The sequence below is a fragment of the Tunturiibacter empetritectus genome (assembly GCF_014201375.1).
GTDB lineage: Bacteria > Acidobacteriota > Terriglobia > Terriglobales > Acidobacteriaceae > Edaphobacter > Edaphobacter lichenicola_D.
Genome location: NZ_JACHDZ010000001.1, coordinates 346,445 through 371,401, shown reverse-complemented (window position 1 = coordinate 371,401; position 24,957 = coordinate 346,445). Strand labels below are relative to the sequence as shown.

Annotated in this window: 25 protein-coding genes; 1 reads left to right on the top strand and 24 read right to left on the bottom strand. The window is 57.4% G+C overall.

The features are described from left to right. Positions 1–45: 45 nt before the first annotated feature. From hypB to efp, 21 genes are all read right to left on the bottom strand, one after another. Positions 46–729, bottom strand: coding sequence for a hydrogenase nickel incorporation protein HypB (gene hypB / locus HDF10_RS01695; protein ID WP_183809865.1), 684 nt, complete (start codon positions 727–729; stop codon positions 46–48). Next, positions 726–1,070 (bottom strand): hydrogenase maturation nickel metallochaperone HypA/HybF, encoded by a 345-nt coding sequence (locus HDF10_RS01690; RefSeq protein WP_183809863.1) that lies wholly within the window; start codon positions 1,068–1,070, stop codon positions 726–728. The genes hypB and HDF10_RS01690 overlap by 4 nt, the downstream gene beginning before the upstream one ends. Next, the gene (hypF, locus tag HDF10_RS01685; protein ID WP_183809861.1) at positions 1,063–3,360 is read right to left on the bottom strand and encodes a carbamoyltransferase HypF; all 2,298 of its coding nucleotides are present in this window, start codon (positions 3,358–3,360) and stop codon (positions 1,063–1,065) included. The genes HDF10_RS01690 and hypF overlap by 8 nt, the downstream gene beginning before the upstream one ends. Before the next feature lie 2 nt (positions 3,361–3,362). Beyond that, entirely contained in the window at positions 3,363–3,599 is a 237-nt protein-coding gene (locus tag HDF10_RS01680; protein ID WP_183809859.1) for a Uxx-star family glutaredoxin-like (seleno)protein, read from the bottom strand. Further along, the gene (locus tag HDF10_RS01675; RefSeq protein ID WP_183809855.1) at positions 3,586–4,770 is read right to left on the bottom strand and encodes an SIS domain-containing protein; all 1,185 of its coding nucleotides are present in this window, start codon (positions 4,768–4,770) and stop codon (positions 3,586–3,588) included. Before HDF10_RS01675 ends, HDF10_RS01680 begins: the two co-directional genes overlap by 14 nt. A gap of 8 nt (positions 4,771–4,778) precedes the next feature. Then, positions 4,779–5,771, bottom strand: a complete 993-nt coding sequence (hypE, locus tag HDF10_RS01670; RefSeq protein ID WP_260177538.1) for a hydrogenase expression/formation protein HypE — start codon at positions 5,769–5,771, stop codon at positions 4,779–4,781. Between the two features lie 62 nt (positions 5,772–5,833). Beyond that, positions 5,834–6,961: a hydrogenase formation protein HypD gene (gene hypD / locus HDF10_RS01665; protein WP_183809851.1), complete on the bottom strand. Its 1,128-nt coding sequence runs from the start codon at positions 6,959–6,961 to the stop codon at positions 5,834–5,836. Positions 6,962–6,973: 12 nt separating this feature from the next. Beyond that, complete coding sequence (locus HDF10_RS01660; RefSeq protein ID WP_183809849.1) at positions 6,974–7,294, bottom strand: HypC/HybG/HupF family hydrogenase formation chaperone; 321 nt, start codon at positions 7,292–7,294, stop codon at positions 6,974–6,976. Between the two features lie 52 nt (positions 7,295–7,346). Next, positions 7,347–7,919, bottom strand: coding sequence for a YceI family protein (locus HDF10_RS01655; RefSeq protein WP_183809847.1), 573 nt, complete (start codon positions 7,917–7,919; stop codon positions 7,347–7,349). A 48-nt stretch (positions 7,920–7,967) separates the two neighbouring features. Further along, positions 7,968–8,183 (bottom strand): DUF6893 family small protein, encoded by a 216-nt coding sequence (locus tag HDF10_RS01650; RefSeq protein WP_183809845.1) that lies wholly within the window; start codon positions 8,181–8,183, stop codon positions 7,968–7,970. 41 nt (positions 8,184–8,224) lie between these two features. Then, positions 8,225–9,046: a hydrogenase maturation protease gene (locus HDF10_RS01645; RefSeq protein WP_221271358.1), complete on the bottom strand. Its 822-nt coding sequence runs from the start codon at positions 9,044–9,046 to the stop codon at positions 8,225–8,227. Beyond that, positions 9,043–10,098 carry a hypothetical protein gene (locus HDF10_RS01640; RefSeq protein WP_183809843.1) on the bottom strand — a complete coding sequence of 352 codons (1,056 nt, stop codon included), beginning with the start codon at positions 10,096–10,098 and terminating at the stop codon, positions 9,043–9,045. Before HDF10_RS01640 ends, HDF10_RS01645 begins: the two co-directional genes overlap by 4 nt. Further along, positions 10,095–10,745, bottom strand: a complete 651-nt coding sequence (locus tag HDF10_RS01635; protein WP_183809841.1) for a DUF6084 family protein — start codon at positions 10,743–10,745, stop codon at positions 10,095–10,097. The genes HDF10_RS01640 and HDF10_RS01635 overlap by 4 nt, the downstream gene beginning before the upstream one ends. Further along, positions 10,738–11,409: a DUF5947 family protein gene (locus HDF10_RS01630; protein WP_183809839.1), complete on the bottom strand. Its 672-nt coding sequence runs from the start codon at positions 11,407–11,409 to the stop codon at positions 10,738–10,740. Before HDF10_RS01630 ends, HDF10_RS01635 begins: the two co-directional genes overlap by 8 nt. Positions 11,410–11,442: 33 nt before the next feature. Then, complete coding sequence (locus tag HDF10_RS01625; RefSeq protein WP_183809837.1) at positions 11,443–12,033, bottom strand: NifU family protein; 591 nt, start codon at positions 12,031–12,033, stop codon at positions 11,443–11,445. Between the two features lie 37 nt (positions 12,034–12,070). Then, positions 12,071–13,867 carry a nickel-dependent hydrogenase large subunit gene (locus tag HDF10_RS01620; protein ID WP_183809835.1) on the bottom strand — a complete coding sequence of 599 codons (1,797 nt, stop codon included), beginning with the start codon at positions 13,865–13,867 and terminating at the stop codon, positions 12,071–12,073. Positions 13,868–13,888: 21 nt separating this feature from the next. Beyond that, positions 13,889–14,953: an NADH-quinone oxidoreductase subunit B family protein gene (locus HDF10_RS01615; protein WP_183809833.1), complete on the bottom strand. Its 1,065-nt coding sequence runs from the start codon at positions 14,951–14,953 to the stop codon at positions 13,889–13,891. A gap of 350 nt (positions 14,954–15,303) precedes the next feature. Beyond that, positions 15,304–15,993: a response regulator gene (locus tag HDF10_RS01610; protein WP_183809831.1), complete on the bottom strand. Its 690-nt coding sequence runs from the start codon at positions 15,991–15,993 to the stop codon at positions 15,304–15,306. A gap of 3 nt (positions 15,994–15,996) precedes the next feature. Further along, the gene (locus HDF10_RS01605; RefSeq protein ID WP_183809829.1) at positions 15,997–17,586 is read right to left on the bottom strand and encodes a PAS domain-containing sensor histidine kinase; all 1,590 of its coding nucleotides are present in this window, start codon (positions 17,584–17,586) and stop codon (positions 15,997–15,999) included. 30 nt (positions 17,587–17,616) lie between these two features. Further along, positions 17,617–18,645 (bottom strand): NADH-quinone oxidoreductase subunit B family protein, encoded by a 1,029-nt coding sequence (locus tag HDF10_RS21145; protein ID WP_183809827.1) that lies wholly within the window; start codon positions 18,643–18,645, stop codon positions 17,617–17,619. A gap of 129 nt (positions 18,646–18,774) precedes the next feature. Beyond that, on the bottom strand, positions 18,775–19,350 hold the full coding sequence (gene efp / locus HDF10_RS01595; protein ID WP_183809825.1) for an elongation factor P: 576 nt from the start codon (positions 19,348–19,350) through the stop codon (positions 18,775–18,777). 287 nt (positions 19,351–19,637) lie between these two features. Between efp and HDF10_RS01590 the strand changes: the two genes are divergently transcribed. Then, a complete protein-coding gene (locus tag HDF10_RS01590) occupies positions 19,638–20,537 on the top strand; it encodes a 2-hydroxyacid dehydrogenase (RefSeq protein WP_311732628.1) in 900 nt (299 codons plus the stop codon). Positions 20,538–20,680: 143 nt separating this feature from the next. Here HDF10_RS01590 and HDF10_RS01585 read toward each other — a convergent pair whose 3' ends face one another. From HDF10_RS01585 to HDF10_RS01575, 3 genes are all read right to left on the bottom strand, one after another. Next, entirely contained in the window at positions 20,681–21,049 is a 369-nt protein-coding gene (locus HDF10_RS01585; protein WP_183809821.1) for a hypothetical protein, read from the bottom strand. A gap of 185 nt (positions 21,050–21,234) precedes the next feature. Further along, positions 21,235–22,683, bottom strand: coding sequence for a sodium:solute symporter family protein (locus tag HDF10_RS01580; RefSeq protein WP_183809819.1), 1,449 nt, complete (start codon positions 22,681–22,683; stop codon positions 21,235–21,237). Positions 22,684–22,772: 89 nt separating this feature from the next. Beyond that, positions 22,773–24,824 (bottom strand): M13 family metallopeptidase, encoded by a 2,052-nt coding sequence (locus tag HDF10_RS01575; protein ID WP_183809817.1) that lies wholly within the window; start codon positions 24,822–24,824, stop codon positions 22,773–22,775. Positions 24,825–24,957: the final 133 nt, after the last annotated feature.

Sequence of the window (24,957 nt, the reverse complement as noted above, 5' to 3'; positions counted from 1 at the left end):
GCTCGCTTTATACTCTTGTTTCGATGCAATTCGCCATGCCGGCGTCTACACTGATGTCTTTTGTGAGCTTCGTGCATGTTTCTGCGCAAGGAACTGCAAAAAGGCGTCCATCCCCTCACCGGTCTTCGCCGAAACTTTGAACACACACATTCCTGGCCGCACTGCCTGAATGTTCGCGTTGGCGGTCAGATCATCGAACTCTACCGCTGCTGCCAGATCCGTCTTGGTGATGACCGCTACGTCGGCGCTGTTGAAGATCGTCGGGTACTTGAGCGGCTTATCCTCACCCTCCGTGACGGATAGCAGCACTAACCTGAGATCTTCTCCCAGGTCATAGGACGCGGGGCAGACCAGATTGCCCACGTTTTCAATGAAGAGGAGATCGAGTTCGCCTAAATTCCAATCGTTCAACGAGTGCTCCACCATGGCCGCTTCAAGGTGGCAGAGCGTTCCGGTGGTGATCTGCCGCACGGGCACGCCACTGCGTGCGAGCCGCAGCGCGTCGTTCTCCGTCGCCAGATCGCCTACCAGTGCAGCTACGCGATAGTGCGGCCTGAGCAGGGTTAGAGTCTTTTCGAGAAAGGTAGTCTTCCCGGAGCCAGGGCTCGAGACCAAGCTGATGACATAGGTTCCCTGCAAGCGGAACCGGTCTCGCAAACCGCGTGCGATAACGTCATTTTGCTTGAGAACATTCTTCCGGACTTCCAGCAGGCGTGGTTCGTGGCTCATTGTTTTAGCTCCAGGGCAGTGATGACGAGTTCTTTTCCATGAATCACTTCAGAGGTCTGCGCTCCGCAGTCAGGGCAACAGAACCACTGCATGGACGCCAGAATCTTTGGCATATTGCACACCGGGCAGTAAACCTCGATGGGCACATCTTTCACTACCAGACGTGAACCTTGGAGCGGGGTACCATCGCAAGCTATTTCGAAGGAAAAAAGAAGCGCCTCCTTCACCACGCCCGAGAGGGCTCCAAGCTCCAGATGGACCGCTTCTACGCGCACATTGCGGCGCTCCGCCTCCTCCTGCGCCATATCTACGATGCTCATCGCAATCGAAAGCTCATGCATGGTCGGCTCCTTCATGGACGGAGAGCTTCGCATCGTTGAAGTTGCCGAATGCGGCAAGCGCGGCCTGCCCGAGGCTGATTCCACCATCGTTGGGAGGCATTGCGTGGTTCGTCCAGATCTCGAGACGGTGGGGCAGGAGGAGCGACTTCAAATCTTCGAGCAACAGCTCGTTCTGGAAGACGCCTCCTGAGAGCACGACAGTGTCAATCGCGTGGCTACCGCAGAGTTGCAGAATAAGCCCTGTTGTTCCCACAGCGACTCCACGTTGAAAAGAGCGCGCGATATCAGACACTCCGCGACCGCGCAGCCGGTCACGAATGACTGCATCGAGCAACGGGCGGAAGTCGAGTTCCTCGTTCGTGATGGGGAAAGGATAGGCTTCCGCACTCGAGGAATCGCGTGCCAGCTGCTCCAGCCAGATGGCAGCCTGACCTTCAAACGTACTCTCCCTCACAAAACCTAACAGCGCTGCTGCGGCATCGAAGAGCCTGCCCACCGAGGTCGTCGAAAAAGTACGCACCCCACGGCGGATCAGTTGCATGGCGCTCTGGTAGCGCGGAGTAAAGTGGAAGGGCGGCTGGGTTAAGTCCGCCAAACCATCGATCTGGGCCAGGAAACCGGATGCGGCCTGTACCGGATATTGCGCGGCGCCATCGCCTCCGGGAAGAGCCGCTTCGCGCAGGTGGGCAAGGCGTTCGAAGCCTCCTTCGAGACTTCCTGCAAAAATCTCGCCGCCCCAGATGCTGCCGTCATCGCCGAAGCCAGTTCCGTCGAAGCTTACGCCTATCACTTTCTTCTTCCACTCGCCGCGTTCTGCCAGAACCGAAGCCAAGTGAGCGCGATGATGCTGTACAGCCCGCGTCTCCCGAGCCGGGAGCATAGCGGCATGACTCGTCGAAGCGTATTGAGGATGACAGTCGTGCACCACAAGCAGATCGTGAGTGTCGACGTCATACATCGATAGGAGATCTTCAACGGTTTTTGTAGAGGCGTGGAATGCCTGATAGTGGGAGAGGTCGCCGATGTGTTGACTGACAAAAGCGTGGCCGTCAACTACCAGCGTAATCGTGTTCTTCAGGTCCGAGCCCAGGGCCAACACCGGGCGCTTGATCGGCAGCTTTGCCACTGCGCTCGGCGCATATCCGCGAGACCGGCGAAGAATCACCGGGCCGAAGGTTCCTTCTCGGGCTATTGAATCCTCCACTCGCCGTGCAATCGGACGTTCGCCGATTAGAAACGCATCTGCGATTCCAGAGAGTCGCCTTTGCGCGTCTGCATCCTCATAAGCGATTGGCTCATTCGAGCGATTGGCACTGGTCATCACGAGCGCTTCCGGCGCACCAGCAGCGAAGAGAAGGTGCTGAAGCGGTGTGTAGGGCAACATCACACCGAGGTCATGATTGTCAGGCGAGACGCCTTCGAGTTCCAGTCGAGCCAGTGCCAACACAATCGGACGGGCCGATGATGTAAGCAGCGTCTCAGTCTCGGAGGTGAGAAAGACCAGCCGGCGCGCTGCCTCCACGTCTTTGGTCATTAAGGCAAAAGGCTTCTCCTTGCGATACTTCCTCACACGCAGAGCAGCGGTCGCTATCGGGTTGCGCGCATCGCAGGCCAGATGATATCCGCCCAGCCCTTTGATCGCGACGATGCTGCCCTCCCGTAGGAGCTCGGCTGTCTCTCGGATCGCATCCCAACCACGAGCCGAGTCGAGTCCGTTCTGGCGGAGTACGAAGTTCGGCCCACAGTAGGGACACGCTACAGGTTGTGCATGAAACCTGCGATTCGCCGGGTTGTGATACTCCGAGTCGCAGTATGGATCCATCGGCCACTCGTTCATTGTGGTGTTGGCTCGATCATAGGGCAACGCGAGGATGACGCTGTAGCGGGGGCCGCAGTTGGTGCAGTTGACGTAGGGATGTCTGTAACGCCGATCCAATGGGTCGAAACACTCGTTCAGACAGTCTTCGCAGACAGGAAGATCGGGCGAAACGTGGACCGTAGGGCGGCCGGTGCTATGACTCTCTCGAATGGTGAATTCGTTCAGGTCTTCGAAGGGTGCAGGTTCGACATCAATCTCGGAGATGATGGAGGCGGCAGGATGCTTGCTCTGCATCTCTTCAACGAAGACTTCCATGTCCTGCTCGGCACCTTCCAGATGAATCTCCACGCCCTGATCGCCGTTGAGCACCCACCCGGCTAGCGTATTAGCTTGCGCCAGACGGTACACGAAAGGGCGAAAGCCAACTCCCTGTACCACGCCGCGCACGCGAATTGAGCAGGCACTCGCCATCGCTAATCCGACCCCACAATGCAACCCCTGCCTTGCCAGCCCACCTGGATGACTTTGCCATCCTCCACCAGCACAGGCACCGTGCGTACGCTGCTGTCGAGTGCATTCATGCGGGCACGCGCTTCGGAGTCTGCCTCCACGTCGTACTCCGTGAAGTCGCGTCTGGTCCACTCGAGCCACTCACGCAACTCCTGGGTGTAGGGGCATCGAGCACTTCCATACAGCTCAAGCGTGGCCATGGCGCAGCACCTCCATCGTCTCGCGCAGCACGTGATAGGTGGAGGCCTGCACCTCTTGAATGCGCGGAATATAGTCACTGCGAACAATGATTGGATGGTCTACCAGACCTCGACGATAGATCTCTCCCCCGTCGTTGCCCAGCAGAGCAACCGTCAGCAGATTGCGCTTGCGTGCCTCTTCCAGGGCCATGACGATATTACGCGAGCCGCCGCTGGTGGAGATTCCAATCGCCACATCCTGCGGCTTCGCATGCGCCATGAGTTGGCGCAGGAAGATAACTTCAACGCCCACGTCGTTGGCCAGTGCGGTGATGTTGGCTGGCTCCATGGAAAGCGAGATCGCCGGAATGGTCTCGTATCCTGCAGGAGGAAGAACACAGTCCATCGCCCAATCGTTGGCGTCGGTTGCAGAGCCACCGTTGCCGAAGAGAATCAGCTTTCCGCCACGCAGCAGGCGCTCTCGTATGGCAAGGGCCGCCGCACCAATCTGTTCGGATTGTTCTGTGGCGAGACGGGTACGCAACCGTGTATCGTCACGCACTTTCATCTGGATGGAAGCCGCGACATCCTCGACGATGCCGGCAGTCTCCTGCTTCTTCTGACCGAGGAAAGGATAGAGAAACTCTGCTTGTCCTACATCCTGACCGAGCTCGCGATGTTCCAAAAAAACGTGAACCGTCTCCCAGAGCGTGTGATAAAAAATCTCCACCAGTTCCTGATGAATGAACGGGTCCTGGGTGACAGTTTTGAGTGCGTAGGATCCATTGTGGCCGGGCAAGGCGAAGGTCATTGCTCCTCGTGCCTCTGCCGATTCTAGAGCCGCCCACACCTCAGGATCTCCTTCAGGAGGGCCGAAGCCCATCACAATATCTTCCGGACGAAGAATGGCATCGAGCCATGGGCGCAGGAGCGAGGAGAGATCAAGCGCAGGCAAAGCTCGTTTGCCAACAATTACAGGATGAACGAACTCAACCGAGACGTGTTGGGCGTCGGTAGAGTAGGACCCGCGTCCAAACGCCAGCAACCGGCCTCCCTTTAGGAAGCGTTCCGACATCTCGCGGCAGGCGATAGCCAGCGTTCGGGCCTGCTGGGAGAAGAAGTCTTCCAGGATCTCGTTGCGCAGGAGCAACCGCTCTTCAATATGTGCAGCGAGATTGACGGCTGTTTGCATACGAGGTCCTAGCAGATCCGCGGCAGTGGATCGCCGACCAACATGTCCACGATCCGACTGCCTCCGTAGCGAGTGGTGACCAGAACGGCGTTGGCGGGCTCGACCTGAATCTGTCCGATCATCCGTGCTTCCTCACCGCCTGCGGTCTGCTGCAGCGCATTCAAGGCGATGTCAGCATACTCCGGAGAGACGACTGCGAGAAACTGGCCTTCGTTCGCGATGTGGAGAGGATCCAATCCGAGCAGTTCGCAGGCGCCACGAACCGCATCGTGCATGGGAATCTCTTCTTCGAGCAACTCGATCCCCAAGCCGCTATCGCGCGCGAGCTCGTTGAGTGCGGTAGCTACGCCGCCACGCGTTGGGTCACGCATCCATCGAATGCCAGGGCCACACTCTGCTGCGAGCGCTTCGACCAGCGGTAGCACCGACCGCGTGTCAGAGCATAAATCTGCTTCGAAGTCGAGCTCACCGCGAGCCAGAAGAATGGTGATTCCGTGATCGCCAATCGGGCCGGACAAGAGGATCTTGTCGCCTGGACGCACCGAACGCGCATCGACTTTTACATCAGGCAACGGGGTGCCGATCCCCGCGGTCGTGATGTACATGCCGTCGGCTTTGCCGCGTTCGACAACCTTGGTGTCTCCACCGGCCATCACGACTCCTGCCTTCTTCAACGCTTTTGACATCGCGCGGACTTCGGCTTCAAGGACAGAGGCGGTAAGGCCTTCTTCGAGAACGAAGGTCACGGTCATGGCAACGCCTTTGGCCCCGGAGACTGCGAGGTCGTTCATGGTGCCGTTGACGGCAAGTTCGCCGATTGAGCCACCTGGAAAACGCAGGGGCTTGACGACAAAACTATCGGCGGTGAAGGCGATTCGCGCGCCCCCTACTTCAAGGTGCGCAGCATCGTTCAGCGGCTCTTGCGAACCTGGATAGAGAAGCGGCGCAAACAGACCCTCGACCAGTCTTCGGCTGGCCTTCCCACCGGCTCCGTGCGCCATCTCAATCTGCGGATCGCGAAATCGAACCACCGATGGCGATGTTGCAGCCGGAGGTTCAATCTTCAGGCCACGGAGCTGATCCTCGTCACCAGCGATTTGCGGTACTCGTAGTTGTAATATGCTGCGCATGAGCCCTCTGACGAAACCATAAGCGCGCCGATCGGATGTTCGGGGGTGCACTCTTTCCCAAACAACTTACACTGCGCCGGTTTCAAAACACCTTTTAGTACTTCGCCGCACTGTGCCGCCTTCGGGTCGGTCACTCGCGTCTCCGGCACGGAGTAGCGTAGCTCAGCGTCCCACGCGGCGTACTTCTCGCGAAGGCGCAATGCCGACTGAGAGATAAATCCAAGTCCTCGCCACTCAAAGTACGGCCGCAGCTCAAAGACTTCGGCCATCGCTTTCAGCGCTGCGCGATTGCCCTCCCATGGCACCACGCGCTTGTACTGATTCTCGACTTTGGCCTCGCCCACCTGCATCTGCCGCAAAAGCATGACGATGGATTGCAGTAAATCCAAGGGCTCGAAGCCCGAGGTCACCACGGGTTTGCCTTCATTCCTGGCGATCCACTCATAGGGTCTGCAACCGATCACCGTTGAGACATGCCCCGGGCCGATGAATCCATCAAGACGCATATCCGGAGAATCGAGGATGGCGCGGATTGCAGGGACGATCGTGACGTGATTGCAGAAGACGGAAAAGTTGTGGATACCCTCAGCCTTGGCACTCATCAGCGTAAGAGCAGTTGACGGAGCCGTCGTCTCAAATCCTATGGCAAAGAAGATGATTTCCTTCTCCGGATATTTTCTGGCCAGTTCTAACGCGTCCGCAGGAGAGTACACGATCCGCACATCGGTGCCGCGGGCCTTGTGCTCGAGCGGACTCCCATGTGCTCCCGGCACGCGCATCATGTCGCCGAAGGCCGCGAAGATGGTGTTGGGAGCTTTGGCGATAGCCAATCCATCGTCGATCCTTCCCATCGGCAAGACGCACACAGGGCAACCGGGCCCATGGATGAGTTCGATATTTGAAGGCAGAATATCCTTGAGCCCGAAGCGATAGATGGCATGCGTGTGACCACCACATACCTCCATGATGCGGTAGTGCCGCTTGGGATCGGCGAGACGGCGAATCTCTTCGGAGGCTTTAGTGATCAATTCAGGATCGCGAAATTCGTCCACATATTGCATGATCAATCTCCTCTAGGCGTGATGCTTTCCGTTGAGCGAAACCGGGCCAGCGCGGTCTGTACTGTCTTCGAGACCATACCCCCGCACCTCCTCCATCACTTGTTCTACTTCGCCCAACGCTGTCAGCAGGCGCATCTGTTCCGCAGCATCACGCTCGCTGATTTTGGACATCGCAAACCCGACGTGGATCAAAACCCAATCGCCGATCTTTGGCATGTCGTCTTCGAGCAGACCCAACTGAACCTTGCGGCGAACTCCAGTCACTTCCACGACGCCTACAAGATTCGGACCGGCAATCAGCTCAACAATCTTGCCCGGTATGGCTAGGCACATTGGGAGGCTCCCTTCCCGGACGCATGATTCTCTACCATGAAGGCCATAGTTGTCACTCCTGTTCCCGCGCTACCATCTCGAAGGAGAACTTCAATTCGTCCTTAAGCTTGATCGCTCCTCCCACTACGGAGATCGGTTTGATCTCGTAGTCGGTTTGCTTCAGTGTGAAATCTCCCGAGGCTCGCAGCATCGTCCCGAAGACAGCGACTCGAGCAGTAACCGGCTGCCGACGCGTGACACCGTGAAGCGTCAGGCTCCCGTCAAGAGCGGCAGTGTACAAAGATTCTCCCATTCTTGCGATGGAGAGTATCGGTGCTTCGTAGACGATCTCGGGATACTTCGCTGTCTCCAGTACCTGCTCATTCATAATTCTCTCGATCTCGCGGCTATCTTTATCGGAGATGTCGTACTGGACGCTCAGCGAATTGGCTTTGATATTCAATCGAAGTTCGCTTCCCCGGAGCGCCTCCGGACTGAAGCTCACACTGCCGCTGAAGTTGCGGACGCCGATGGTCGGATTGTGCCCCACCGCAGACAACAGCCCCGTGGCGAAGGCCTGCACCGTGAATCGACTCGCCCTGGCATCGATGACATAACGAACTAGCACGGTGTTTGTCGTTTCCATAGAATTTGTCACCTGCTGGCACGCCCATCCCGTTTCTGCGCGGATTTCTTACATCGCCCGCATCTTTAGATACCGTTGAACATCCGGCATCGCCACCTGGGCGAGATTGCCGATTCCTATTTGCGACATATAGCGGCGAATGAATGGGTTGGAGAGTATCAATCCCGCTCCAAACACAATCATGGCCACACCTCCCAACATGTAAAGAGTTTCCTTGTCGGCGCCTACTCCGTTGGTTGTTGATCCTTCCAGTTCCATTGACATATCGACTCTCCTTTTGCCAAAGCTTTCTTTTCAGGCTGTCCTCAAACGGATTCACCTTCCAGGATTTTTCTTATCAAGGCCTCAGTCGTCTTCACCGCTTGCTCCACAGCAACCTCAACAGGTTGACTCAGTCCCATATGGCCTTCCTCTCCCCCCAGCGTTGCCGGCTCGCAGCCGATCAACACCACCCGCTTGAGCGGCCCATTCATGGCGCTCGCCATACGCAACACATTCATCGGATGCATGCTATGCGGTTCGAGAAAGTTGCCCGACGGCTCTGCAGCTTCGTTCGGATCCAGTTCGACAACCGAGACCGTACCCGGCGTTTGCCGGTGGGGATAGGCGTCGATAAGAATCGTGGTCTCGTAGCGGTCCTGCAAGGCATAGACAAGATCCATGCCACGGATGCCGAAATCAACGACGCGCACTTCTTCAGGCAGAGTGCAGCCCGCGAGACGTCGCACCACCTCTACTCCAAACCCATCATCACCAAGAAAGATATTACCGATACCGGCGATCAGAATTCTAGCTTGCGATGCAGTCTTTCTCTCGCCCTGTTCTTCTTCCGGGAGAGGTTCGATCTCGGTCACTTTGAAGAAGAAGCGGTGACCCGGCTGACGCATCATCCCCAGGTCGCGTCCGGGATCGTCTTCGAGAACCACGCAGATGTGCTGCTGTCCTTCGTAGTCCTGTTCAATGCTTTCGACCGTCGCTACCTGTCCGCGCAGCGCAAGGTCGAGAATGTCCCCGCCCTCACGGGGATTGAGACGGACGCGATAGCCTGTCCGTACCTCGACGCCATCGATCACCACGTGATCGACCTGCTCCTTCTCTTCAAGGAGACTCCACTCCCATTGATTCATAGCGCCTCCTCTTTGACCGGAGTCAATCCGCGCAGCACACCATGAAGCTTCATGAACTGTTCTTCCGGCATTGTCTCGGTGCGCTCCAGAATCTCTCGTGCGCGATCGTCGGATTGCCGCATCTCGCGTTTTTCGTCGTCGGTCAGCGTAAGGATTCGCAGAGATAGAATTTCGTCGATCTCAGTTGAGTCAAAGAGATTGCCCGCACTCTCTGGAGCGATCTGCGGATAGTCATAAAGAATAATGGGCGACGAGAGCACCGTCTCCGCCTGATCCCCAACAAGCACTGGCCATGTACCAATGTTGTTGCACTGGGCAGCAATATCTTTGAACTCCGCCGGAGGATCAAGCAGGGAGAGGAACTCCCCGTGCTCTACCCCCAGAATGGTGTGTGCGGACACCAGTGAGAACGCGAGTGCGTCTTCGCGGTCAGCAGTAGCCGGAGGTTCGAAGAAGGAGAGATTGCGAACGCGAACCGTTACCTTGAACACTCCATCACAGCTCTGTGTCGAACCAAACTGTATCGATGCAGTTAGATTTTCCCACTTTCGCACAATCACTCCGACTGCCCTCCCCTCCTCATCACGCAGGTATTCGAAGTTTTTCCCCGCCGGAAACGTTAGATCGAGCGGAGCAAGCGACGAGAGCGACGCAGGGTCCAGCGCCGCGGCGATGTGTTCCCGTTCAACAGCCTCCTGCCAGGGTTGAAAGACGCGGCCAGCTACTTCAAAACGATCGACTGCATCGAACTCCGGTTCCACTCCCTCAGGCACCTCTTGTCCCGGAGTGCGAAGCTTGCCGATCGAGCGCCGCACTATCTGCAGGAAACGCAACTTCACGTTGAGCCTCGTGGAGGAAGTTGTCTTGATCAGGCACTCGGTCTGCATCATCCACGCCTCTGATCCCTGCTGCAATTCGCTGTAAGCCTGGGGACAAAGCACTCCGAAGTTCCAGCGGCGCTGGTTTTTGACCGAAGATGGCCGGTACGGATACAGCATGTATCCCTCGTACAGCACCGCCTCTGCGATCTTTTCCACCCGTTCCAGATTCACGATTTCACCGCCGCTTCCATGGGGAGAACTTCTTCGAGTGTCTGCTCCCAACTCGGAATCCCGTGCTGCATCTTGTAGCGATAGAGACGATCGAAGACATCTCGCCGCAAACTCAGCCAGACCTGATTGGGATAGTAGGAGTCCATCATCTCGCGCCAGATCTTCACGGGAAGTTTGAATCTCGCCTCCTGCTCCCAGGAGATCGGCGCTACCTGCAGCCCACTATCCGGTGGCGCGTAGAAGACGGTGCCACTGAAAAAGATGTTGAGAGGAATATCGCCATCCGTTAGCCCTTCGAAGTATTTGGTGGCAGCAACATTGAAGTCGAAGGAGCAGGGGACGTGAAGATCGGCTACCGTGGTTGCGCCCGCGAAAGCAGGAATGACCATATTGAGGTTGGTCCAGTGCAGGCTGCGCAACGTCTGACTCCACCTGTCTGGCGTTCCGAAGAGGTCGAGCATTCGCTCCTGCTCCTCTGGTGCGTAGCGTCGACGGGTGACTTCGATTTGAATCTGACAACGCAGCGCAATGGTGTGAATCGTCTCATTGGCCGTGGAATTCTTGACCTGGAGTTTGAAGGCAAGTGTAGGCGCCGCTGCGAATGGGACAACGCTCGCTTCTTCGATCTGAAAGCTCAGGTCAGGCATTGGCTTCTCCGCCCACTGGGTCTGCCTTCGATCGCAGTTCCGAGAAGAATCGCCCTATCTCTGCCCAGACGTCGGCTCCTCCGGAGAGACCTCTCCAGTTGGCGCGAATCAGCCCCACCAATTTGTAACATTCATCGATCGGAGCGATGTAGTACTCGGCCTGCGCGAGCCCATGAGCATGGCCCACCCGGTTGACCAGCAGGGCCTCGACATCGGGCAGGAGGCGGTTCAGCGCCCGATTACCCTCTGCAATCTCATTCCACGCTTCGAGCGGCAGCAGCGATTCGACCGCGCCCGCCGGGCTGGGATAGAGAGCAATAACTCTGCCTTCAAGGCTCGAACTAAAAAAGAACGCCATGTTGATTGGGATGAGCAGGCTCTCCCACTGCCCGTCCGTCATCTCGAAGTCGATCAGATGCTGAGCCCGGCGCGAGACGCGCTTGAACTTTGACTTCTCCCTTCCATCGAAGAGCAGGGCGCATGCATCGCAGGCACAGAGGATCTGTCGCGAAGAGAGCTCCACCAGGTGCGGGTGGTCCTGCGCCAGCCCCGCGCTGCACAACTCGCACTGCTCCAGCGGACGCGACGCGGAACGTCGTGCACGCGTGAATTGACGAAGCGCTCCGAAGGCCTGTTCGAATGGTGGCAGGGTCTCTTCATTCATAGCGAACTCTTTTCGCGATCGTCGAGGGCGCTCTCAATCGACACCATCTCTTTCCGGGGAACTGCCAGCACCTACCCCTGCGAGCCGCTGGCCCATTAAGCTTTCCAGTGTGACAAAGCCTGTAGGCGTTGGCTCCTCCAGTCCCAGAACTTCCAGCGATGTCACGTCCGGCGCAAACTCATACATCCCGTCCTCCACAATCGACCGCAGATCGTTCGTAGAAGATCCACAGCTATGACTTGACGTCGACAGACGGACACGAACAGCACCTTCGTGCACGCACTCAAGCTCAACCGTGCAGGAGAGTTTGCGTAGACGAGGACGCATACCCTCTATGGCTTTTTGTACGCGAGTTTCGAACTCGTCCGGATGAAGGGAGTAGAGCAGCAACAGGTTGCCAACGATTGGGTCCCGCCCCATCTTGTCGACGATCCCCGGAGCAAAATTGCCGGCATCGAAGACGATCTCCATCGCCCGCTCCAGGCCTCTCGCATGCACCTCCATAAGAAGCTGCACCAGCTCCCTGCCCGCTACCTTTGCGTCGCTATCCGGCAACTCGTCAAACTGTGCGACCAACTTGCCCAACTGCCGGACTTGCTCCTGAAACTCCCCGTCGTTAGCCACACGCCTCCTCCAACTCTCAATCGGTCACGAGTACGAACTACGGCTGGTAGCCGAACATCGGCGAGTGGGAGGTCTCAAGTACCTTTCCATTCCCGAGGTACATGTGAACGCCGCAGGGCAGGCAAGGATCGAAGCTGCGTACGGCACGCATGATATCGATTCCCTTGAACTTGTCCGGGCCATTCTCCTCGAAGATCGGCGTATTCTGCACCGCATCCTCGTAGGGCCCAGGAGTTCCATACATATCGCGCGGGTTGGCGTTCCACGGGGTAGGCGGATACGGATGATAGTTGGCGATCTTGTGATTGCGGATCACAACGTGGTGCGACAAGACTCCGCGCACCGCTTCGTGGAAGCCGCAACCGATCGCCTCCTCGGGCACCTTGAAGTCGTTCCAGGTCTTCGTACGGCCGGCATGCAACTCCGCCAGCGCCTGCTCCGCAAAGTGAAGCGCAGCAGCGGCAGCATAGGCCTGGAAGTAAGTGCGAGCGCGATCACGCTCAATCGCATTGCTCCACTTGGGAATCTTCCACTCAAGCTCCACCTCTGGAAGCGAGACGGTCTTGGGCAGATAGATCTTGACGCTATGCCCTGTTGCCTTCACGTAGCCAATATCCACGATGCCGGCCAGCGCGGTTGCCCAGAAGCGCGCAATCGGACCGCCGCCCGTATCGAGTGCAAGGTAGTCTTTTGTCCGCGCGTCATACCAACGCGGCGACATCACCCATGTGTACTTGTCCTTGAAGTCGCGCTTCTGCGGCCTGGGCAGCGTGCTCTGGTTCCAGGGGTGACGCTGATCGACTGGATTGCCCAAAGGATCCTTCCTAACGAAGGTCTCGGCATTCTGCCAATCGTCGTAGTACGAACTTCCCAGCAGAATGCGGATGTTCAGGTTGATGTCCACCAGGTCGGTCGTCACCAGCTTGCCATCGACCACTACGCCCGGCGTGACAAACATACCGCGGCCCCAGTCCGTCATCTTCTGATAGGTGTAGTCGCAGACATCGGGATTATTGAACGAGCCCCAGCATCCAAGAAGAATCCGCCGACGACCAACCTCTTCGTAGCCAGGGAGAGCTTCGTAGAAGAAGTCGAAGAGATCGTCATGGAGCGGCACGACCTTCTTCATAAACTCCACATACTTCATCAGCCGGACGATATAGTCCGTGAACAGTTGCACCGTAGGCACCGTACCTACGCCGCCCGGATACAGAGTGGAAGGATGAACGTGGCGGCCTTCCATCAGGCAGAACATCTCGCGCGTGTACCGACTCACCTGCAGCGTCTCGCGATAGAACGATCCCGTAAACGGATTGAGGGCCGTCATGATGTCGCCGATAGTGCGGAAGCCGTGCAGCTCTGCATGCGGGGCAGCGGTCTTCGTTGCTTTTTCCCAGACACCCGGATTGGTCTCTTTCACCATCTTCTCGCAGAAGTCCACGCCGACGAGATTGTCCTGAAAGATGTTGTGGTCGAACATATACTCCGCGGCCTCACCCAGGTTCACAATCCACTCTGCGATGGCCGGCGGGCGCACGCCAAAGGCCATGTTCTGCGCATACGTCGCGCACGTAGCATGGTTGTCGCCGCAGATGCCGCAGATACGGCTGGTGATGAAGTGTGCATCGCGCGGATCTTTGCCCTTCATGAAGATGCTGTAGCCGCGAAAGATGGAGGAGGTGCTGTGACACTCCGCAACCTTGCGTTTGCCAAAGTCGATCTTGGTGAAGATGCCGAGACTGCCGACGATCCGCGTGATCGGATCCCAGTTCATCTCTACTAACTGGCTCTTGTCGGCCTCTGCCTCTGTGCGTACAGCGGTAATCGTGCCCATCGTGATCTCTCCTTGGCTTCGTTAGTAGGAATTGGGGTGATAGCCTGTGGTCAGTTCGGCGCGCGGATGACGCCACTTCGGCTCTTTATTCACGGTGTCATTGGTCAGCTTGCGCAAAGCCCGAATCGCCTTGCCATAGACGCCGACCGCTGTGCTCGACAGCTTGCCACCTGGAGGCTCGTCCATAAATGGCATGAACTTATCGGGGAAGCCAGGCATAGTGCAGCCAATGCAGATGCCGCCGACGTTGGGGCAACCGCCGATGCCGGCCATCCAGCCGCGTTTCGGCACATTGCAGTTCACCACAGGCCCCCAGCATCCCAGCTTGACGATGCACTTCGGAGAGCCATAGGCCATAGCGAAATCCCCCTGCTCGTAGTACCCGGCTCGGTCGCATCCCTCATGCACTGTCGTGCCGAAGAGCCAGGTCGGTCGCAGTTGATCGTCGAGAGGAATCATCGGCGCCAGACCGGCTACCTGGTAGAGAAGATAGAGAAGTGTCTCCATGAAGTTGTCAGGCTGCACCGGGCAACCGGGAACATTCACGATCGGCAGGCCGGCTTTGGACTTCCAATCCCAGCCCAGATAATCCGCCAGTCCCATACAGCCGGTGGGATTGCCCTCCATCGCATGGATGCCGCCGTAGGTCGCGCAGGTGCCGCAAGCCACGACAGCGAGTGCCTTGGGTGTCAGGCGATCGATCCACTCATTGGTGGTGATCGGCTGGCCGGTGTGCGGATTGGTTCCCAGAGCAGCCCAGTAGCCTTCCTTCTTGATCTTCTCGTTGGGGATCGATCCTTCGACGACCAATACGAACGGCTCGAGCTTTCCCTGCTCCGCCATGTAGAAGTACTTCATAAAGTCATCGCCATTTTCGAAAGCGAGAACTGGATTATGCAGGTGGACCTTGGGCAGACCGGGAATCGCGCCCAGAACAACGTCCTCGACACTAGGCTGCGTAGCTGCGGTGATGGACACTGTGTCTCCGTCACACCCAAGGCCAGCGGTGATCCACAGAATATGCAGCTCAGCCACAGCGGGTTTCTTTTGAGTGACTCGGCCGTAAGGAACTGTTTCTTGAGCCATAACCTGGGTTCTCCTCTTCGGATACGGGCTGGTCTTGCCGGAAGATTGCAGGCGCGCTGTGAGACGCAAACCTGAGGTGCGATTCGTCTGAAAGGGAACTCTCCGACGATCGGCGAAGCGTAGCCAGTAGAGAGGTTGTCATGCAGAACCCGCAAGCGGGACTGACCCTATTTCTTTCTCATACTTCTTACTTAGCGAGGGCTAGGGGATTGCCTGATGCATAATCCGCAAGAACGTTTTGCCATGCGAATGACATTTTTGGATTTAGATATTGAGAAGAGATGATAGGAACGAACCGTCGCACAGTCTAGCCCGACAGAACTAGTTCGGCAGTTCACGGCACTCAACTCTTAATCTGTCTTCTCGTCGATCTTCCACTGAATCGCATGCTGGATAAGCTCTCGCCCACTGTGCAGGCGAAGCTTTTCTTTGAGGTGAGCCTGATAGGTCTCCACCGTCTTGACGCTAAGGTGCAACTCCTCGGCAATCTCACGCGTGCCGCGGCCCTCGCCGATCAGGCAGAACACCTCCAACTCGCGATCGGAGAGCGTGGAGATGCGAGAGTGAAGCGCTGCCGGAGAGCCGCCAATGTACTGTTGAAGCATCTTGTTGGCCATGCGATCGCTCAGATACACCTCGCCGCCAAGAATGCGGCGCACAGCAATCAACACTTTCTCCGTTGCCTCCTGCTTCATGATGTAACCGTTCGCACGAGCACGCAGGGCACGCTCCGCGTAGATGGCCTCATCATGCATGGAGAGAATCAATATCGGTAGATCTGGATAAGATGCTCGGATATTTTTGAGCAGGTCCAACCCATCCGGACCATTGAGCGAGATGTCCACGATCATGATGTCGGGTCTCTTCTGAGAGATGGCCTGCATCGCAGCCTGCGCCTCTTCGGCCTCGCCGCAGACTTCAAGATCTCGCTGCTGGTTGATCAACAGAGCCAGTCCCTGACGCAGAAGGGGATGATCGTCGACTACGAAGACAGTCCTCTTGCCCGCATGAGGTTGTTCCGGAATGTTTGTCGCGGCCATAGTCTACCTGCCGGCTTTGAGAGGAAAGATACAGGTCACTGTCGTTCCACGCGGCGGCTCAGGTGCAACCTCAAGCGTTCCGCCGATCATGCCCGCTCGGTAGTTCATGATGTGAAGTCCCATGCCATGACTATTGCCACGGATCTCGCCGATGCCGCCGCCGTCGTCGTTGACCACCAACATTCCGCGCTCGTTCTCAGCAGTCAGGCGAATCAGAATCTTACAGGCATGCCCATGCTTGAGAGCATTGTTCACAGCCTCCTGAGCAATATGGTAGAGATGGGTGGCCATCGCGTCGTCGTAGATCAGGACAGCAGGCTCGCACTCGAAACGACAGGATATTCCGAAGATATCCTCTACCTCTGCAGCCCACATCTGCAACGCCGACATCAGCCCATGTGCATCGGAGACAACCGGCAGCAGCCCTCGCGCCAACTCTCGCGTCTTGTGAATCGCTTCGTTTACCAGTCGCACGATCTTGGCTGCATCGCTGGCCTCGGCTACGCATTTTTCGGTCAACTTCGCCTCATGCACCTTGGCCATAAAGGCGATGCCCGTCAGATGCTGCCCCAGCCCATCATGCAGATCCTGCCCGATGCGTCGTTGCTCTCTTGAGCTGATATTCAGCAGAGCTTTCTCCAACTGCTCGCGCTCGGTGATATCGATTCCAGTGGCGATGATGTAGTTGGGAGTTCCGTTGTTACCCGGCAACATGGTGCTTGACCAGGCGATGAGTCTCTTCGTGCCATGCCGTGTGACCCAATAGCTTTGGTAGTCTTCGGGCAGCAGATCCGCGCTCAGCTGCGAAAAGATCGACTTGAAGCGTTCCACTTCTTCAGGCACGAGAAAAAAATCCCAGATGCGCTTGCCGCGAACCTCCTCGAGCGAATATCCGGTCGTCAGTTCACAGGCTCGATTGAATCGCGTAATGCGCCCCTCGGGATCGAGAACGACAACCAGCGCTCCGACGGTGTCGAGAATGGCAGAGACTACGTTGCGCTCCTGGTGCAGCGCCTCCTCCGTATGCTTCAGATCGGAGATATCAAAGGCGACGCCGTGGATGAACCATGGCTGTCCGTCGGGCCGGCGCATCATCTTCGCGTCGCAGTGGAACCAGATCACGTGCCCGTCGCGCGCGACCACGCGATAGGACGATCGCAGCGGCTTGCCGGAGAGAAACATGCCCGCGGCCTCCAGGCTCCAGCGCTGTTTGTCGTCCGGATGAATGTGTTCGTACCAGCGGATAGGATCTTCCAGCCACTCCTCTCGTGAGTACCCGAGCGACTGCTCAATCTGCGGGCTGACGTAGGCCTCGCTGATGCCGCGATCGAGATAGACCATGAAGACCACGGCAGGAATCTGTTCCAGCAGCGCGCGGTATTTCGCTTCGAGGCTCGAGGTGTGAGCCTCGGGATTCTGTGCTGATGTGCCTCCCGTTGGCTGCTCCCCCGCGGCGGCTGACTGTATGCTGCCGCCAAACAGACTAGCCAACTCGAACAGAACCGCCTCCGCCTCGCTCAGTTCTGGCAGCTGCGTGATGTCTTCATCGCCAGCCCTTCGGTCTTCCCAGTCCGCTTTTGCAAGTGAAGCCATTCTTCGCTCCGTTCGGCAGGACGCGTTGTGTCAGTGCTGTTGGCTCGGCGAAGTACCTTGCTGCCGCCAGCTTGGCACCTTGTTCAGCGATGCCTGGGTGAACTTGCGCAGCGCATGAATCGCGCGTCCATAGGTCTGCACCGCTGCTGAAGAGAGAAGCGATCCGGGAGGCTGGTCCATAAATGGCATAAATTTATCCGGAAATCCTGGCATCGTGCACCCGATGCAGATGCCTCCCACATTGGGGCAGCCGCCAATCCCGCTCATCCATCCACGCTTGCCGACGTTGCACTGAACCACCGGTCCCCAGCAACCCAGCTTTACGATGCACAACGGCGATCCGTACTCCTCCGCAAATTGTGCCTGCTCATAGTACCCGCCACGGTCGCAGCCCTCATGTACCGTGCTGCCAAACAGCCAAGTGGGACGCAACTGCTCATCGAGGGGAATTATAGGGGCATGGCCAGTAGCCATGTAAAGCAGATACAGCAGAGTCTCCATAAAGTTGTCGGGCTGGACAGGACAGCCCGGAACACAAACGATCGGGACTGCAGCCTTAGATCTCCACTGCCATCCAAGATAGTCAGGAAGCCCCATGCACCCGGTTGGATTGCCCGCTATCGCGTGAATTCCCCCATAGGTCGCGCAGGTTCCTACGGCAATCACGGCCCAGGCATGGGGAGCCAACCGGTCGATCCACTCGCACGTTGTAATTGGCTGCCCGGTCTCTGCATCTGTACCCAGCGACGCCCAGTACCCCTCCGGCTTATTCTTCTCATTCGGAATCGAGCCCTCAATCACGAGGATGAAAGGCTCCAGCTTGCCCTCCGCGGCCAGGTGGAAACGGCGCAGGAAATCGTCACCAACCTCAGTGGCCAGAAAAGGGTTGTGGAAGTTCACCTTGGGAATCCAGGGGATGCCGCCCATAATCACATCCTCAATGCTGGGCTGGGTTGCGGCGGTCATCGCGATCGTGTCTCCGTCGCAACCTAATCCCGCGGCAATCCAAAGCACATCGACCTCTTTAATTGGCGGCGAATGCTGATCCCAGAGTTCCACGAATCCCCCTTGGGATTGCGTCCGGCAAGATGTTCCCTAACATCTTGTGCTCGAAAGAGAACTTAGGCAAGTCAGGCGCCAATCAATCTCTTTGAGAGACCAGGGCTGGCGCAACAACACTCCGTCGAATCAGGCCCGCCCAGCGAACTCTCGCGTCTCTGTGTTCACCTTGATCTTTTCGCCTTCTTTGATGAACAGCGGAACGCGAATCTCCACACCTGTCTCCAGTTTGGCTGGCTTGGTCACGCTGCCACTCGAAGTGTCGCCGCGAACGCCCGGTTCGGTATACGTGACTGACAGCTCCACCTGAACCGGCAACTGCAGCCCGATTGGATTTCCGTTGTATTTGTCGATCTGAATCAGAACCCCCTCCACCAGCATGTCCAGTGCGTCCCCTACCATCTCATCGCTCAGGGAGAGAGTCTCAAAGCTCTCCTGGTCCAGAAAGTACGAGCCATCTCCATCGCTGTAGAGATACGATGCTCCAACCGTCTGCAGGTCCGGCTCCTTGAACTTGTCGCTGGCCTTGAACGTTTTGTCGAAGACTGCACGTGTAAGCATGTTGCGCATCCTCAGACGAACCAGCGTCTGCCCGCCTCGAGCCGTGGGAGTAGAAATCTCCGCTTCCAGGCAGCAGAACGGAACGTTTTCAAACTCGAAGAACATCTTGCGTTTCACGTCGATGGCGTCGATTAGTGCAGCCATAATTTCCTCAAATATCTATCGAAAGTGGAGATCCTGCAGCAGGGCATATGCCTTTTGAAGGTGCCTCTAGGATAACAGGGCACGCATCGTCAAAGTCGAACTCACACCGCACCACCGAATAAGGCAGGAGATGGAATTCAGGCAGACTCAGTTTGCAGGTAAATTCTGCCTAAGCGTGCTTTCTCTCCGGCCTGCCCTTCAGGCACACTGATGGAATGGTGCGTGTCGGCGTCGATGAGAACCTTGCTCCACAGCTGCTTCTAGATCTTCCGCACGAAGTAGAGATCGTGCGCATTCCCCGCAAACCATCGGCAACTCTGGAAGTCGACTTCTGGATTCTGGTCTTCGCCCGCGCAGATGCTCATCAGACCTTCTCCCATCTGCGCGGCGTAAAGGTGGTGCAGTCGATGATGGCGGGCGTAGACTGGATTGCGCCGTGGCTGCCAAAGGAGATCGTGCTCTGCGATGGCCGCGGAGTTCACGACGTCTCGGCCTCGGAGTGGGTCCTGACCGCGATCCTCTCGTCCCTGAAGCGATTTCCGCTCTATCGCGACGCGCAGTTACGTCAGGAGTGGAAGGGGCAGTCTTCGGTAACGGACGGATTTATGAATGAACGCGGCGCCGAGGTCGGACAGTACCAGGTCCTGGGTGACGACCTTGCCGGAAAGACCTTGCTGATCGTCGGTTACGGCTCGATCGGCGCGGCAATTGAGGCTCGCCTGATACCGTTTGGCGTGAAGATCATGCGACTGGCGCGCACCCCCCGCAAAGAGCCGGAGATCTTCGCCGTTACGGAGTTGCGCCGCCTCCTGCCGCAGGCCGACGTGGTCGTTCTCATCGTGCCTCTCACTCCGGAGACGCATGGGTTGATTGGAGCAGCAGAGATTGGTCTGATGAAGCACGGCGCTCTTCTCGTCAACGCCGCGCGAGGCCCCGTCGTGGTAACGGAGGCTTTAGTCGAGGCGCTCGAACAGCATCGGGTGCGGGCGGTTCTCGACGTGACGGACCCTGAGCCGCTCCCGCCAGGCCACCCTCTCTGGTCGGCGCCAAACTGCATGATTACGCCACACGTGGGCGGCTCTACCCCCGAGTTCATCCATCGGGCCTTCCACTTCGGAGCCCAGCAGGTAAGGCGTTTCCTGGCCGGCGAGGAGTTGGAAAACATCGTAACCGGGGATGGCTACTAGCCTCCCCTCCCGAACGCCAGCCGCAATTTTAACGATCAGGGAAAGCGCTGGACTGCCACACCCCTTGAACAGGGTAAGCAGGCCAGCAGGATGGAGTTGGAAGCAAAGCTAGGAAGTCCGCGTAGAACTCATTACTGGCAAGGCTAACGTCTTCGTCCAACCTGAAGCTCGTCTACATCGTCATCGTCATCATCTTCGTCTTCTTCTTCGTCGTCGTCCTCATCATCGTCTTCGTACTCGTCATCCTCGTCTTCATCCTCATCTACTTCGTCGTCATCATCCTCGTACTCGTCATCATCCTCGTCGTCGTCTTCATCCTCTTCGTCGTCGTCATCGTCGTCCTCGTCATCCTGGTCGAGTGCTTTCTTTGCGACGCTTAAGGACTCGGTCGAGGAGTGCTGTCCTGCTGTATCAAGGGGGGCGAAGGGACTGTCTTCAAAGGTGGCAATGAAATCCAGACCCAGGGGGAAGAAGTTTGCGTTGAAGTCGAAGGTTAGGGTCTCAAGTGCCATAAAAATCTCCTGTTGAAAATGTGTACTGGGATAGGATGCAGCAGACTGAAAAAAGTGAGTGTGAAAATTCACTTTTCGATGAATTTGAAGTTTCGTGGATCTGGCTCTTCAGAAACTCCGTTTTAGCTGGAAGTGAAGGAATAAGTATCGATCACTGTCATTATTAGACCGCAAACGAACCACCGTCAGGCCTCGGAGAAGGGTTGGAGCTGCTTCTCCGTCGGTGGGCTCGTCAACAGGCTGACAGCGATCAGACACAGCAGCGAGGCGACCAGCGCCGGAAGAATCGCGTCGCGTTCGCTGACCACCGCCGGAAGATGAGCGTGAACGAAGCCGGTATCCCAGAAGACCGTAACGAAGGTGCCCACCGCAATACTGGCCACCGCGCCTGCTGCAGTCGCGCGTCTCCAGTAGAAGGTGGCCAGGATAACCGGCGTCAGAGCCGCGCCGTAGATCGTATAGGCGTAGAGCGACTTCTTCAGCACCGACTCGATATGGAGTGACTGGTAGAGCGCACACAGACCAAGCAGAACTACCATCAGACGAGAGACTGCGAGAGTCTTCGTGTTCGAAGCCTGCGGATTGATGTAGCGAAGGTAGATGTCGTTGACCAGGTTGGTCGACGGCGAGAAGAGCCAGTTGTTCGCCGTCGAAATAATCTTCGCGAAGATAGCTCCCATCAGCAGTGCCCCCAGTAGGCGAAGCGGCCCCGAACCGGAGAAACCGTGGAGCCCAAGGTAAGCGAGAATCTCGCGAGGGCGTGCATGGACCTCCCCGCTGGCAAAAAGACTCGAGCCGGTGACCGCGAGCGCGACGATCACAGTCTCCAGGACGACGGTGCCGATGATCCATCCCACCACCGCACGCGTGGCATCCTTCTCCGACTTGGCAGAGAAAAACTTCTGATACATCGACTGATTCCCCAGCAGCAGGAGGCAGGTGGGAAGGAACAGCTCAAGCCCCTGAATAAACGTGAGGTCTCCCAGTACCTGAAAGTGTGTCGCGGGAAGGCTCGCATGGATCGCCGGCCAGCCCCCAGCGTGATGGACGAGGATAGGGAGCGCGATCAGCATCGTAAAGGTAGCGAGAAGGCCGATCGCAACATCCATATACGCGACCGAAGCCATACCGGCAATCGCGGTAAAGACGATGACGAACGCAGCAATAATGTACTTCCCGAAGTCCGGGGTGATCACATCGGGAAAGATCAGGTGCAGAATATCGCCGCCGCCGACAAACTGGTAGCTGGTCACAGCGGTGTAGCAGAAGAGAATCGCAATCACGCCGAGCACCCGCGCCGCCTGGTTGTACCGAGCCTCCAGCAGATCGGGAATAGTGAACTGTGCGAACTTCCTTGCACGGGGCGCGATGAAGTAGATCAGCAGCAGGCCTGCCCAGCCGCCGCCGCCTTGCCAAAGCGCTGCGAAGCCGTGTTTATAGGCATTCTCCGCCCCGCCGAGCAGCGACCCCGAACCGATCCAGCTCGACAACAGCGTGAAGACCAACACGAAGGCGGGCAGCGAGCGGCCCGCCACAAGATAGTCAGCCTTGGTCTTCACCTTGCCAAGACGTGTGAGCGAAACCGTGAGCAGGGTCACGACAATAACTGATAGAACGATCGCGTAGAGATTCATTAGGTTAGGTCAGTGTACTGTCTGGCAGCCAATTCCCGCACCGTTGGCCTGGCATAAACCATCGCGGAGCCGCCGGCGACAGGAGGCTCCTACCAGACCCTGCAGGTAGGCGCGTGCACCATAGGTTGGCCAGCCTTACAGCTGAAGGCCTTCTGAAACTCAGGCATATTCGAAACCACGCCGTTGATGCGCGCATACCCAGGCGAGTGGGGGTCCGTGATGGCGCGAACCCGCAGCACCTCCGGGCGCTCGTTTTCGCAAGCCCATTGCGCCATGCCAACAAAGAAGCGCTGATCCGGGCTGAATCCGTCTGTGCTCGCTAGTTGCTGCCCGGCCGTCTGTTTCTTCCACGCAATATAAGCGAGCAGTGTCCCACCCAGGTCCGCCACGTCTTCTCCACTGGTCAGCTTCGAGTTGATGTGAATATCGTCCACAACAACATACTGTGCGTACTGATCGCGAATGCAGTTGATGCGGTCTTCGAAACCCTTGGCATCGGCAGGAGTCCACCAGTCGCGAAGATTCCCCTTGTCATCGAACTGCCGCCCCTCGTCGTCGAAGGCGTGCGTGAGTTCGTGGCCAATGGTCGCTCCCGTGTTCCCGTAATTCGGCGCATCATCCAGCTTCGTGTCGTAGAGTGGCGGCTGCAGAACACCCGCAGGAAAATTAATGTCGTTCATCTGCGGGTTGAAGTAGGCATTGACCGTCGGCGGCGTCATGCCCCACTCGTTCAGGTCTACAGGCTTGCCCAACTTGTGCCACTGGCGTGCGTCTTCGAAGCGAGTTGATCGCTCGACGTTCCCAAAGTAGTCGCCAACCTTTATCTCCAGCGTGGTGTAGTCCCGCCACTGGTCCGGGTATCCGATCTTATTGCGAATCACGTGCAGCTTGCGCAGAGCCTCCTGCTTGGTCGCGGGGCTCATCCAGTCCAGGCCCTCGATCTCCTGCTTCATGGCAGCTTCGATCTGTTCGGTCATCAGCTGCGTCTTGGCTTTCGTGTCGGCAGAGAACGTGCGCTTGACGAACTCCTGCCCCAGCGCTTCACCTAGGTCTCGGTCCACTCGGCGAGTGCAGGTCTTCCACCGCGGCGGCATCGCAGGAATCCCACGCAGCGTTGTCGAATAAAAATCAAAGTCGGCCTGCTCCAACGGGTGAGCAAGATACGGCGCGGCTGCAGTCAAAAAGTGAAATCGCAGATACCCGCGAAGTGCATCGACGGATTCGGTCGAGACCTCCGTCTGCACTGCTTTCATGAACTCCGGCTGGGCGACGTTCAGCTTCGCCACCCCAGGCGCTCCTTGCGTATCAAAGTAGCGAGGCCAATCGAAAGCAGGCGCAATCTTGCTCAACTCGTTAATCGTCATCATGTGATACGTCTTATGCGGATCACGCCGGTCCACCCTTGTAAGCGAAGCTTTGGCCAGCGCCGTCTCAACGCGAAGAGTCGCATCCGCATCGAACTTTGCCTGCTCTGCAGACTCCCCACCCAGCGTGAGCAGCTTCTGGATATAGGCGAGATATTGCTCGCGCAGCTTCACGCTCTTGTCATCCGTCTTGAAGTAGTAATCACGGTCAGGCAGACCGAGTCCACCCGCTCCAAGCGCCACTATCTCAACCGAAGAGTCAACCGCGTCCTGATCCGTGCCGGAGTCGAAGAAAAAACTACCTGCATACTCATGATGCAGCGAGCTGATCGCTGCCACCAGCTCGGGCCGCGTCTTCAGGGCATCGATGCGCGCCAGGCCCGGCAGCGCAGGTTTCACACCGAGCGCATCGATCGACGCGGTATTCATGCACGCGGCAAAGTAGTCGCCGACCTTCTGTTGCACCGCGTCGCGATTCGCAGCCTTCGCATCCGCCTCGAGAATCCCCCAGAGAAACTGCTCATTCTCGTTGCCGAGCTTGGCGTAGACGCTCCAGCCGGACTGGTCCGCGGGGATAGGATTCTTCTTCTCCCACCCGCCGCAGGAGAACTTATAAAAGTCGGCGCAGGGGTCCGCGCTGCGGTCCAGGCTCGAGAGATCGAGCGATGGCGAGTAAGGCATCGATTGAAGCGGTTGAACCGCCTGTTGTGCGGGAAGCCGGACCGCGGCGAGCAAAAGTGCTGTGGCCGCCAGAGCGACCGAAATCTTCGAGAGCATGAGTTCTCCTGTGTGCACAATCCTAACCTCAAAATCCGCTGTTACGCCAAGTTACTTCCCCAAAGAAAAGCAGTTCAGATTTCGACGCGTTAGACTTGTTCCCGTTACAACAACAGCAGTACGGAGAGGCGAA